Annotated in this window: 9 protein-coding genes and 1 pseudogene; 8 read left to right on the top strand and 2 right to left on the bottom strand. The window is 65.7% G+C overall.

Features of this window, described 5'->3' with window-relative positions; all coding sequences use genetic code 11:
• Position 1 precedes the first annotated feature (1 nt).
• The gene (locus A605_RS15415) at positions 2-235 is read right to left on the bottom strand and encodes a hypothetical protein (protein WP_149029445.1); all 234 of its coding nucleotides are present in this window, start codon (positions 233-235) and stop codon (positions 2-4) included.
• Between the two features lie 750 nt (positions 236-985).
• On the opposite strand from A605_RS15415, the gene A605_RS13035 reads away from it, so the two are divergent.
• The 8 genes and pseudogenes from A605_RS13035 (at position 986) to A605_RS13070 (ending at position 11622) form a co-directional block, all read left to right on the top strand.
• Positions 986-4018, top strand: coding sequence for a (Fe-S)-binding protein (locus A605_RS13035; protein WP_015401976.1), 3033 nt, complete (start codon positions 986-988; stop codon positions 4016-4018).
• Positions 4019-4180: 162 nt separating this feature from the next.
• Positions 4181-4783: a DUF1707 SHOCT-like domain-containing protein gene (locus A605_RS13040; RefSeq protein WP_015401977.1), complete on the top strand. Its 603-nt coding sequence runs from the start codon at positions 4181-4183 to the stop codon at positions 4781-4783.
• A gap of 101 nt (positions 4784-4884) precedes the next feature.
• Entirely contained in the window at positions 4885-6159 is a 1275-nt protein-coding gene (locus A605_RS13045; protein ID WP_042440539.1) for a pyridoxal phosphate-dependent aminotransferase, read from the top strand.
• A 211-nt stretch (positions 6160-6370) separates the two neighbouring features.
• On the top strand, positions 6371-7747 hold the full coding sequence (locus A605_RS13050; RefSeq protein ID WP_034990968.1) for an AAA family ATPase: 1377 nt from the start codon (positions 6371-6373) through the stop codon (positions 7745-7747).
• The gene (locus A605_RS13055) at positions 7747-8214 is read left to right on the top strand and encodes a hypothetical protein (protein ID WP_015401980.1); all 468 of its coding nucleotides are present in this window, start codon (positions 7747-7749) and stop codon (positions 8212-8214) included. Before A605_RS13050 ends, A605_RS13055 begins: the two co-directional genes overlap by 1 nt.
• A gap of 165 nt (positions 8215-8379) precedes the next feature.
• Positions 8380-8574: pseudogene (locus A605_RS13060) on the top strand (aminotransferase); the annotation flags it as partial.
• A 14-nt stretch (positions 8575-8588) separates the two neighbouring features.
• On the top strand, positions 8589-10301 hold the full coding sequence (locus tag A605_RS13065) for an ABC-ATPase domain-containing protein (protein WP_015401982.1): 1713 nt from the start codon (positions 8589-8591) through the stop codon (positions 10299-10301).
• Positions 10302-10554: 253 nt separating this feature from the next.
• Positions 10555-11622 carry a glycerophosphodiester phosphodiesterase family protein gene (locus tag A605_RS13070; protein WP_015401983.1) on the top strand — a complete coding sequence of 356 codons (1068 nt, stop codon included), beginning with the start codon at positions 10555-10557 and terminating at the stop codon, positions 11620-11622.
• A 98-nt stretch (positions 11623-11720) separates the two neighbouring features.
• Here the strand turns inward: A605_RS13070 and A605_RS13075 are convergent, their stop codons facing one another.
• Positions 11721-12179: a MarR family winged helix-turn-helix transcriptional regulator gene (locus tag A605_RS13075; protein WP_015401984.1), complete on the bottom strand. Its 459-nt coding sequence runs from the start codon at positions 12177-12179 to the stop codon at positions 11721-11723.
• Positions 12180-12211: the final 32 nt, after the last annotated feature.

A 12211-nucleotide genomic window follows, 5' to 3' on the forward strand; every position in this document is an offset into this window, starting at 1 on the left:
GCTAGGCGGGCACCGTCTTCTGCGGGGCGTCCCCGTCCGCCGCGAATTTCACCCACCCCTTGTCGACGAGATACAGGATCGCCGCGACCTCGTGGGCACACGGCAGATCCGGGCACGTGCACTCACTGTCCACCCCGCTACCCGGCTCAATTTCGACCACAGTCTGGACCATCCCCGGTTTCCCGGGCCCATTGCGCACGAAGAAGTCGTAGACGATGCCATCTTCCACCTTCATGTGCCCGGTCAGCATCGCAGCTCGGTGGCTGTGCAGCTCAAGACCCTGCTGAAGCGTCTCCGCCGAGGTGTACTCACGGAGGACCTGAAGCGTGTATGGACTGAAAGCAGGCTGAGACATACACCAATCGTGCCACGCGCACGCGTAGGGCGCGCTATCCACATACCCGTTCGGTTCCCGCTTCCCGACGCCCCCGCCACCACCCACCCAGTCGCGAGCGAGACGTCGTCACGCAGGGGTCTCCACGCCCGGAACCTCGATGTACATCCAGTCGCCTGGGCGCGTATCATGCGGGCCGAAAGGGGCTGCAATGCCGACACCGCCGCCCACTGAACGAGGATCAGCGGATCCCCACGATCATGATTTACCCGAGGACAATTCTCATCCTTGAAGTCTGACGACCCCAGTGGCCCCCTGGAAAGTCATCCGCCTCGACGTTTCCTTCCCCCGAAACAGCTCTCAGCCGACCTGCAGCGGTGCCGGACTGAAAATGCCCCGTTCCTCCCCTGCGCCCCCCCCGCTTCCCACCGACAGTTCCGCAATCTCCCGTGCCCCGCATGAAATCCCCCGTGCGCTTAGGGTGCTGCCCGCTCCACCCCCTAAGCTGTGAAACTGACTCCCCAGTTGGGGATGCAGGCCTCAGTTGAACCATGAAGCTCTCGGTCCGGGACCTGATCCCTGGAACGGGTCCGCACTCCCCCAACCGGTGAAGCAATCCACTGTCAACGGACGAATGGAAATGTGAGCTCAATGTTCCCCACAGCCGTGGCCCCGGCGATGACCAGCACAACGATCATTCTCGGCATCCTCGGCATCCTCCTGTCCCTGCCCGCGTGGTTCTACTTCCTGCGCGGCGCCTGGCGGATGTACCGGCTGATCTCCTCCGGCCAACCCGCCCCGGGCCGCGTCGACCGTCCGGCACGCCGTTTCGGGCAGATGCTCAAGGAGATCTTCCTCCACCCCGACATGCTGCGGAAACCGGCGGTGGGAATCGCCCACTGGTTCGTGATGGTGGGCTTCATGTTCGGTGCCGTGGTCTGGTTCGAGGCCTATATCCAGACCTTCAACCCGGCCAGCGGCTGGCCATTGCTCAGCGGCTGGTCCGTGTACCGCTTCCTGGAGGAAATCCTCGCCCTGGGCACGATTCTGGGCATCCTCTTCCTCATCGGCGTGCGCCTGAACAAGGGGCACCGCGAACGCCTCTCCCGCTTCTACGGCTCGAACGTCAAGGCGGCCTACTTCGTCGAGGCGGTCGTGCTCATCGAGGGCCTGGGCATGCTGCTGGTCAAGGCCGGCAAGATCGCCACCTACGGCGACGGTCACCCGGTCGCGGACTTCGTCTCCATTTACGTCGCCGAGCTGCTGCCCGCCAGCCACGTGCTCGTCAGCGTGTTCGCTCTGGTCAAACTACTCTCCGGCATGGTGTGGCTGCTGCTCATCGGCCGTCAGCTGGACTGGGGCGTGGCCTGGCACCGTTTCCTCGCCTTCTTCAACATCTTCTTCCAGCGCCACGCCACCGGGGAGAAGGCCCTGCGCGAGGTCAAGCCGATGATCTCCCAGGGCCGGAAGCTGACCCTGGACAACATGGAGGAGATCGAGGACGACGATTCCCTCGGCGTCGGCACCATCCGGGACGCGTCCTGGAAGATGCTGCTCGATTCGACCACCTGCACCGAGTGCGGTCGCTGCCAGGAGCAGTGCCCGGCCTGGAACACCGGCAAACCGCTGAGCCCCAAGGGGGTGGTCATCGACATCCGGGACATGGCGATGGACAAGGCCTCCTACCTCATGGACCCGTCGCTGCCGGAGGCCGACGAGTCCCACGCGGGCGTCGACGTGCTCAAGCTCGTGGGTGAGGAGCAGCCCATCCACCCGGACGTGATCTGGAGCTGCACGAGCTGCGGCGCCTGTGTAGAGCAGTGCCCGGTGGACATCGAGCACATCGACCACATCACCGACCTGCGCCGCTTCAAGGTGCTGGCGGAATCCGAGTTCCCCTCCGAGCTGACCGGCCTGTTCAAGAACCTGGAGACCAAGGGCAACCCGTGGGGCCGCAACAACTCCGAGCGCGCCTCCTGGGTCGAGGAGGCCCGCCGCGACGGCCTCGAGGTGCCCGTCTTCGGTGAGGACATCACCGATTTCGCCGACACCGAGTACCTGTTCTGGGTCGGCTGCGCTGGCGCCTTCGACGACGAGGGGCGCAAGACCACCCGCGCCGTCATCGAGCTGCTGCAGACCGCCGGCGTGAAGTACTCCGTCCTCTCCACGGGGGAGACCTGCACGGGCGATCCCGCCCGCCGCGCGGGCAACGAGTTCCTCTTCCAGATGCTCGCCGCCGAGAACATCGAGACCCTCAACGGCGTCTTCGACGGCGTCCCGGCGGGACAACGCAAGGTGATCACCACCTGCCCGCACTGCTTCAACACCATCCGCAACGAGTACCCGGACTTCGGCGGCAACTTCGACGTCTTCCACCACACTCAGCTGCTCAACCGCCTGGTGCGCGAGAAGCGGATCACCCCGGTCCCCCGCGGGCCGGAGAACCGCAAGCCGATCACCTACCACGACCCCTGCTTCCTCGGCCGTCACAACAAGGTCTTCGATCCGCCGCGTGAGCTGCTCGGCGTGACCGGCATGGAGCTGCGGGAAATGGATCGCAACAAGAACGAGGGCTTCTGCTGTGGTGCGGGTGGTGCGCGCATGTGGATGGAGGAGAACATCGGCACCCGCATCAACGAGAACCGCAGCGCCGAGGCCCTGGCCACCGGCGCGGAGGAGATCGCAGTCGGCTGCCCGTTCTGCAACACCATGATCGGCAACGGTGTGAATACGCTTTCCGACGCCCCGAAGGCCGAGCAACCGAAGGTCCGCGACGTCGCGCGCATGCTGCGTGATTCTGTGCTGGTCGACGGCGAGCTGCCGCCCGCCCACGAGAAGGCCTTCCTCGACGCCCCGGTACGCGAGTCCTTCGACCTGGGAATCACCCCGAAGAAGAAGGACAAGGCGGTCACCGAACCGACGAAGCCTGCCCGGGAGGAGAAGCCGAGCGGTGGGGCGCCGGCCGCCCCGGGTGGTGCCCCCGCTGCGCCGGGCTCCGCTACTCCACCGGCACCGGGTGGTGCCCCCAGCGCGCCTGGTGGGGCTCCCGCTGCGCCCGGCGGTTCCCCTGTGACACCGGGTAGTGCCGCGCCTCCGGTGCCTGGCGGGGCTCCCGCTGCGCCCGGCGGTGTCCCCGCTGCGCCCGGCGGTGTCCCCGCTGCGCCCGGCGGTGTCCCCGCTGCGCCCGGCGGTGTCCCCGCTGCGCCCGGCGGTGTCCCCGCTGCGCCCGGAAATTCTGTAATTCCAACCCTTGGCGATGCGCCCGCGGCTCCCGGTGGCGCTATTCCTCCGGCCCCGGGCGGAACTCCGGCTGCACCGGGCAGCGCTACGCCTCCGGCGCCCGGTGGAACTCCTCCTGCCCCCGGTGGCGCCACACCGCCTGCACCCGGCCATGCGGCACCGCCTGCACCCGTTGCGCCCGGGGGCACGCCCGCCCCCGGTGGCTCCGTGCCTCCCGCACCCGGTGGCACGCCCGCCGGGCAGGGCAACGCGCCTGCCGCACCAGGCAGCGCTGTGCCTCCCGCACCGGGCGGAACTCCGGCAGCTCCCGGTGGCACGCCCGCAGCCCCCGGCAGCGCAGTCCCACCGGCACCCGGAGGGGCGCCTGCAGCCCCAGGCTCAGCTATGCCACCTGCCCCGGGCGCTTCTTCCCCGCGGCCGGACTCCACAGATGAGGAAGACTGAGCGTTCAACTGGCGGTTGGCGCCTGCCCACCCCGCCCTCCCCGCCGTTGTGCCGGGAGCGGGGCGTCGTCACGCAAGACGCAGCGGGCACGGGCGTCAGGCAGGAAGCCGCGTGAATTCCGCGTACTCGGCCGAAACCCCTCGACCTGGTAACTTGTAGTTCGTGAACTCCAATCCGAACGCAGACAATATTCGCGTCTCCGATGTGGAACGTTCTTCCACGATCTCCGCCCTGAGCCAGTTCTACGCCGAGGGCAGATTGACCGTGGACGAGTACGACGAGCGGTGCGCCCTGGCGACAGCGGCGAAGACCCAGGCGGAGCTGAACGCCCTGTTCACGGATCTTCCCCCCGTCCCGGAGATGCAGCACGGTTCATCGGTGGAGCCCTTCTACTCCGCCGCCGAGATCGACCAGGCCCACGACCAGGGAAAGCGCCCCAAACTGGCGGTGGTGAGCCTGGCCACGATCGGTTCCGTCGCCGGATCGATCGCGTTGAGTGCCCTGGGAATGGAGTTGGCGGCCCTTCTTGTCCTGTTCATCATTCCGGTGGTCGCGATCATGCTGTACGTGGCGAAGGTCGGGCCAGCCTCCTGGCACCAGCCCAGTCAGCGGCAGCTGCACCGGGAGCGGATGCGTGAGCTGCGGGAGGCGGAGAAACTGCGTGCCGCGGAGCTGCGGGTCCAGCGCAAGGAGCGGCAGGCGGAGCTGACCACCAAGGCGATGGACTGGGCCGGGGACGCCATCAAGAAGCGCCGCGGCAAGTAGATCAGTCCCGCCGTCGCCGCGGGTCGGGTGGGCGTCGATAAGCACCGGTGTGATCAACACCTGGTTTACTCAATCGGTGCGCGAGTGGCACAATGCACTCCATGAGCGAGATCGCCATGATTCATCAGCAGCCCGCAACCACCACCCGGCGCCGTGCGCCGAGGACGTTCGACCAGTCCGAGAAGATGAAGGACGTCCTCTACGAGATCCGCGGGCCGGTGGCGGCCGAGGCTGAGCGGCTGGAGCTCGACGGGAACACCATCCTGAAGCTCAACACCGGCAACCCGGCGGTGTTCGGCTTCGACGCTCCCGACGTCATCATGCGCGACATGATCGCCGCCCTGCCGACCTCACAGGGCTACTCCACCTCGAAGGGCATCATCCCGGCCCGCCGGGCGATCGTCACCCGCTACGAGGTCATCGACGACTTCCCGTACTTCGACGTCGATGACGTCTTCCTGGGCAACGGTGTGTCCGAGCTGATCACGATGACCACCCAGGCGCTGCTCAACGACGGCGACGAGGTGCTCATCCCCGCCCCCGACTACCCGCTGTGGAGCGCGGCGACGTCGTTGGCGGGCGGTCAACCGGTCCACTACCTCGCCGACGAGCAGGACAACTGGAACCCGTCGATCGAGGACATCAAGTCCAAGATCACGGAGAACACCAAGGCGATCGTGGTGATCAACCCGAACAACCCCACCGGTGCGGTGTACCCGCGGCACATCCTCCAGCAGATCGTGGACATCGCCCGCGAGCACGAGCTGCTGATCCTGGCCGACGAGATCTACGACCGGATCCTCTACGACGACGCCGAGCACATCAACATCGCCTCGCTCGCGCCGGACCTGCTGACCATCACCTACAACGGCCTGTCCAAGGCCTACCGGGTGGCCGGCTACCGCGCCGGCTGGATGGTGCTGACGGGTCCGAAGGAGCACGCCAGGGGCTTCATTGAGGGCCTGGAACTGCTCGCCGGCACCCGCCTGTGCCCGAACGTCCCGGCCCAGCACGCCATCCAGGTCGCGCTCGGCGGTCGCCAGTCGATCTACGGCCTGACCGGTGAGAACGGCCGCCTGCTCAACCAGCGCAACATCGCCTGGGAGAAGCTCAACGAGATTCCCGGCGTCAGCTGCGTCAAGCCGATGGGTGCGCTCTACGCCTTCCCGCGACTGGACCCGAACGTCTACGAGATCCACGACGACTCCAAGCTGATGCTGGACATCCTGCGCTCCGAGAAGATCCTCATGGTGCAGGGCACCGGCTTCAACTGGCCGGATCCCGACCACTTCCGCGTGGTCACCCTGCCGTGGGCCTCCCAGCTGGAGAACGCCATCGAGCGCCTGGGCAACTTCCTGGTCAGCTACAAGCAGTAGATTGCGGTGCCCTCAAAGCCTCAGGTCCCAAGGATCTGAGGCTTCTTGCTTATCGACATTCGTGTGAGTCCGGCGATCAGGCTTCGACAGGTGCATTTTCCGTCCGGCTGCCGCTGATCTTATCGATTCCAGGCCCAGCACTGGTTTAGTTCCCAGCCGGTATTGTGAACCTCTAGTTGCCCCATTCCTCTATCCTCGGAGGTTATCTGCCATGATCACCGCACGGCTTGTTGAACTGAGGCTCACCGACTTCAAGTCCTTCCACGGTTCGATCCTCCCGCTCAAAGACATCACTCTACTGACGGGACGCAACAGCTCGGGCAAGTCTAATGCGCTTGATGGCCTCGAGGTTCTGTCGCGGCTTGCTGGCGGAGAAGACCTCGCGGACGCGCTCGACGGACGACGGCGCGAAGGTGGCGCAGTCAGAGGCGGCTCCCGCGGCTGTGCTCCCCACGGCTCAGATCACTTCTCGCTCGGTTGCACGGTCGTAAGCGGAAAAGACTCCTACACTTATGATGTCGCGATCCAGGTGTCACCGGATCTCAGGGTGATCTCCGAAAGTCTTCGGGGCCCGACAATCACGACAAAGAGCGGTACCCGAAATAACGACACCGTCATCTTTCAAACCAAGCCCACCCACAATGCGCTTCCGGGCATCGAGACGGAGGTATACAGCGGCAAACGAGGAGTGAATCCGACACAGGTTTTCCGTGACAGTCGCCTGGTTCTCACTCAAATTCCACTCGCACTTCCAGGTTTAAATAGGACTGAGAAATCGATTCTCCAGGGGGCCGAGGCAGTGGCTCTCGCGCTTCGCGGCACCTTCCATGTCGATCCCTTGCCTCATCTAATGAGGAGCTTCGTGCCTGGGCAGGATGTCGCTCTCCGCCGCACCGGTGAGAACCTCTCGGCAGCACTTCGAAGCCTCGAAGCAAATGACCCGTCTGCTTTCGCTGAGATCGTTGAGCTCACCAGGAAAGTAGCTGATGACCAGATCTCAGGTATTTCATTCGCCACCTCATCCCTTCAGGACGTGATGCTGCAGTTGGAGGAAACGCGAGGTGGAACCAAGAACACCAGCACTGAATTGACGCCTGCCCGGGAAATGAGCGATGGGCTTCTGCGAATTCTCGGTATCGCCACCACTCTCAAGTCAGCCCGATCTGGTCTGGACATCGATAGCGGACTCAGCGTCTCAACCACCGGATTAGAAGTGTCCGGTTCCGATAGTGGTGTTCTCATCGTCATTGAGGAACTCGAGAACGGCCTTCATCCCTCCCAGGCGCACCGAGTGCTTGATTTGATCCGGAACAGCCACTCGGAGACGGGCGCCCGTGTCCTCGCCACGACGCATAGTCCAGCTTTGCTCGATGCTGCGGAGGGAACCTTGAATGACAGCATCATCGTGTGCCACCGCAACCCCACCACTGGATACAGCCAATTGACCGCGCTCACCGAATTGCCTGGGTACGCACGCGCGTTGGCAGAAGGAACCCTGGGTGATGCCGTTACAGCGGGTAAACTCGTCGACGATGTCGTCGCCGAGCCGGATTATTCCGATTTCCAGAAGTTTCTCGGTGTAAGCTGATGCGCAACGTCATCTTTCTTGACACCAGCGTGGTGTGCAACATCATTCCGGTCCCCGGCTTGGACCAGAACTCTGAGGAAATCAAACTGGAGATGGCGAACCAGATGAAGTCAGGCACCGACTTCATCCTTCCCATCACCACAGTCATCGAGACCGGCAACCACATTGCCCAGGTACCCAACGGGGATCTGCGCCGTACAACTGCAGAACGGTTTCGCAGTACGCTCCAGATGGTAATCGAGGGCAAAGCCCCGTGGATTCTCCACGACATCCCCTGGGACAAAGATTTCCTGATGCGTTTTCTTGCTGGTGCCGGTACCGGGAGCACGTACGTGGAGCACGCCACAAGCCAGGTTGGCGCAGGTGACCTCTGTATCCTGACGGAGCGCGAACAGTATGCGGACCGCACCGGCATCAACGCCGGGATCTGGACTCTTGACCGGGGGCTCGACGCCTACAACCTGTAGCACCGCGCCCCTATGAAGTGGAAGCTTGTCGAGCCATTTCTCGAGAGGAACGGCCCTGCTGCGGTTTTCCTTTAATGCGCCACAATTTTGGCCCTCAGGATGAAAGCAAATGGGCTGAGCGTTTCCACAGCGGGTGGTCTCGTCAGCGCTTATCTCGGGCGCTCCCACCTCTACGAGATCCACGACGACTCCAAGCTGATGCTGGACATCCTGCGCTCCGAGAAGATCCTCATGGTGCGGGGCACCGGCTTCAACTGGTCGGATCCCGACCACTTCCGCGTGGTCACCCTGCCGTGGGCCTCCCAGCTGGAGAACGCCATCGAGCGCCTGGGCAACTTTCTGGTCAGCTACAAGCAGTAAGTAGTCTGGCGGGCATGACGACGCTCGCGCAGGAACTGGACAAGCTCGACGGCGCCGGCTACGGCGCCTACAAATCCCTGCGCGGCTCCCACGATCTGGGCCGGGGGCTGACCCTGGACATCGACCGGGTCCAGTCGGACCCGTTCGCCCCGCCCTCTCTGGTGCGGGTGACCGTTCCCCGCTCCGCCCTGCCCGTCGACGCCGGACTGCTCGATGCCTCCCCCGTCGCCGCCGCCGATCATCTGACCCGGCGGGTCGCGTCAGCAATCCGCGGACTCGGCGTCCGGGGCGGCAAGGAGCAGGGTTCGCTGGGCATCGACGTCCCCGGCCAGCAGGTCCTCGAGCGCTCCAGCGTGCGTATCGACGACCGCGAGGTCTCCGTCCGGCTGGACGCCGCCCTGCCCGCCCGGGGTCGGCGCATCCGGGGCCAGGCCGCCCGCCGACTGTTGTGCGACGTCCTGCCCCAGGTCATCGACGACGCCCTGTTCCGCGTGGACGCCGCGGCGCTGCGGGAGGCCGTGGTCCTGCACCTCGACCAGGCGGACCTGCGCGGCAAGCTCGTGGAGCACGATCTGCTCGCCTTCGTCTCCGACGGCGCGGTGCTGGCGCGGGCCTCCGGCGACAGTGACCTGCCCCTGGGATCCGCGGTGATGTTCTCCTCCCCGGACAGCCTGCGCCGCACGTTCACCCTGCGCTCCGGCCGTGAGGTCACCGGCATGGCGCTGCCCCGCGGGGTCACCCTGATTGTCGGCGGCGGCTACCACGGCAAGTCCACCCTGCTGAAGGCCCTCGAGCGCGGGGTCTACGACCACATCGGAGGCGACGGCCGCGAGTTCGCCGTCGCGGTCGGTGACGCCATGGCACTGCGCGCGGAGGACGGCCGCTCGGTCACGGACGTGGACATCTCGCAGTTCATCGGCGACCTGCCCTCCGGCACGGACACGACGCGCTTCACCACTCCCAATGCCTCCGGCTCGACCTCCCAGGCCGCGGGCCTCGTCGAGGCCCTGGAGGCCGGTGCGACAACACTGCTGATCGACGAGGACACCTCCGCGACCAACTTCATGATCCGCGACGAGCGCATGCGCGCCCTGGTCCCGCACGAGCCCATCACCCCGCTGCTCGACCGGGTGCGCGCCCTGTGGGAGTCACTCGGGGTCTCGACGGTGCTGGTGGCCGGTGGTTCCGGGGCGTTCCTCGACGTGGCGGATCGTGTCATTCTGCTCGACTCGTACCGCCCGCTCGATGTGACGGACCGGGCACGGGAACTGGCCGGGGCACGTGAGGCCCAGGCACCGTTCCCCACAGCAGACGCCCGGGTGCCGGAACGGGGCTCGCCCACCCCGGAATCGCGGGGTGCACGCGGAGGTCACGGAAGTCACGGCGGTCGTGGCGGGCCGCGGGGCCCGAAGCCACCGCGGGCGAAGGGCCTGTCATCCATCCAGCTCGGCGAGGAGTTCATCGACTTGTCCGCGGTGTCCCAGCTGGTCGACGACTCACAGACCCGGGCGATCGCCGCGGTGCTCGCCCGACTCGGTGAGCTGTCGGACGGGCGCCGGTCGTTGGGTGAACTCGTCGACGACGTGCTTGCCCGGGTGGATGCCGACGGGATCGACACCGTGTCGGGACAGCGGCGCAACTTCCATCCGGGACGCCTGGCCCGGCCGCGCAAACAGGAGATCATGGCGGCGGTCAACCGGTACCGACGCCTGCGGTGCTCACACTGATTCTTGTCGTTCACCCTCCCGACTCGGGCGCCGGGAGACGCAGGACGGACTCGGCGCAGTCGGTGACCAGGGGCCGTCGCCACGAGGGGGACGCCGTGGACGGTTGAACAGAGACAGGACGCGGAGCGCGGGCACCCTGCCAGTCGAATATTATTCACTGCTTCTTAATCTATTAGTATCCTCGTGTTAGTCCTGCCTCTCCACAATGGAATGCGCGTTTATCGATCATTTTTCCGTTTTCCAAGGAGTCGCAGTGAAGCACATCCGTTCGGTCCTGGCCGGTGTCGTGGCCATCCCCCTCGCCCTGTCGCTGGGTGCCTGGACCATTCCCGGTTCCTCATCCTCGTCGGCCGATCTCAGCAGCAGCGGTGAGTCCCCGCAGGCCGTCGATCCGGCCGACAACCTGCCGGAGACCTTCGATCTGCAGTCACACCGCTTCGGCCGCGGGGAGTGGACCGAGGAGTCCGAGCTCGGCGTGATCGAGTCGCAGAAGCTGGATGTGACCACCCTCGAGTTCGACATCGTCATCTCCGAGGACGGCGTCCCGGTCGTCTGGCACGATCCCACCATCCAGGCCGACAAGTGCACCGACGTCCAAACCCCGCTCATCCAGGGCGACCCGGATTACCCTTATGTGGGCAAGCTCGTCAACGACCTGACCTGGGAACAGCTCCAGACGCTGAACTGCAACCTCCCGCTGGACGCCTACCCGGATGCCGAGCACCCCGAGACCAACCGCCTGCTCCAGCTGCGTGACGTCTTCGAATTGACCAAGGACGACATCGGGGTCCACTACAACATCGAGACCAAGGTCGAGGCCGACAACCCCGACGCCTCCGCCACCCCGCAGGAGTTCGTCGACGCCATTCTGCCCGTCATCGAGGAGTACGACGTGGCCGACCGCACCATGATCCAGTCCTTCGACTGGCGCACCCTGCCGCTGGTCCGCGAGCAGGCCCCGGAGATCCCGCTGGTCATGCTGTGGAGCAACGGAACCTGGCAGTCCGGTTCCGCTTTCACCGGTGAGGTCGACTACGACGAGGTGAACGGTGACATCTTCGCCGCCGCCGACCAGATCGGCGTCGAGGTCCTCTCCCCGGGCCACACCTCCTACGGCCGCGACGACAACGGCGACTTCGATCTCGAGGCCGCCCGGCAGTTCAACACCGAGGCCAACGAACGCGGCTACCGCGTGGTGCCGTGGACCGTCAATGACGGGTCCGAGATGCGCGAGCAGCTCGAGGCCGGTGTCGACGGCATCATCACGGACTATCCGTCCCGTCTGAAGGCCATTCTGGACGAGCAGGGCATCGACTTCTGACCTCGTTCCCACCCCAGCTGTCTCATGCACGTCCCGTCGGCCCGCGCCGGCGGGACGTACCGATTTCCGGGAACCGGTGCGGGCGTGACCCGGGTTCCTCAGTCGCGGCGTGGCCAGGGTTTGCCCCGTACCGACTCGACCCCCTCGTTGAATCGCCGCAGGAGCGCGACGAAGGTGTCCAGGTCCTCGTCCGTCCAGTCCGCAACCACCCGCTCGGCTGAGGTCCGGCGCGCATTGAGTTCGGCGGCGAGGCGACGGGTGCCGTCCCCTGTCGCACGGTGCCTGCGCGCCACGCCGCCGGCCGGATCGTTGATGCGTTCCACGAGTCCTTTCTTCATCGCCGCCGCGACCTGCCGGTGCACCGTCGAGATGTCCAGGTCGAAGACATCGGCCAGTTCCGCCACCGTCATCGGCCCCTCGGCCGCCAGCCGCGAGAGCAGGACGGTCGCGCTGCGGTCGAGCGGGGTCTCGCGGTCATAGGGCCGCGCCCCCTGCAGTGCGTGCCGTGACAGCAGCATGTGTTCGTACACCAGGCCCGCGGTGCTTCTGTGGTCCATGGCTTCCTTCCCCTCGTGTGCCCTTACCCCAG

The sequence above is a fragment of the Corynebacterium halotolerans YIM 70093 = DSM 44683 genome (assembly GCF_000341345.1).
Taxonomy (GTDB): Bacteria; Actinomycetota; Actinomycetes; order Mycobacteriales; family Mycobacteriaceae; genus Corynebacterium; species Corynebacterium halotolerans.

Excerpts from the sequence above, each read along its gene's own strand:
- A605_RS13035 (WP_015401976.1), top strand. The coding sequence starts at position 986 with ATGTTCCCCACAGCCGTGGCCCCGGCGATGACCAGCACAACGATCATT.
- A605_RS13045 (WP_042440539.1), top strand. The coding sequence starts at position 4,885 with ATGAGCGAGATCGCCATGATTCATCAGCAGCCCGCAACCACCACCCGG.
- A605_RS15415 (WP_149029445.1), bottom strand. The coding sequence starts at position 235 with ATGAAGGTGGAAGATGGCATCGTCTACGACTTCTTCGTGCGCAATGGG.
- A605_RS13050 (WP_034990968.1), top strand. The coding sequence starts at position 6,371 with ATGATCACCGCACGGCTTGTTGAACTGAGGCTCACCGACTTCAAGTCC.
- A605_RS13075 (WP_015401984.1), bottom strand. The coding sequence starts at position 12,179 with ATGGACCACAGAAGCACCGCGGGCCTGGTGTACGAACACATGCTGCTG.
- A605_RS13065 (WP_015401982.1), top strand. The coding sequence starts at position 8,589 with ATGACGACGCTCGCGCAGGAACTGGACAAGCTCGACGGCGCCGGCTAC.
- A605_RS13055 (WP_015401980.1), top strand. The coding sequence starts at position 7,747 with ATGCGCAACGTCATCTTTCTTGACACCAGCGTGGTGTGCAACATCATT.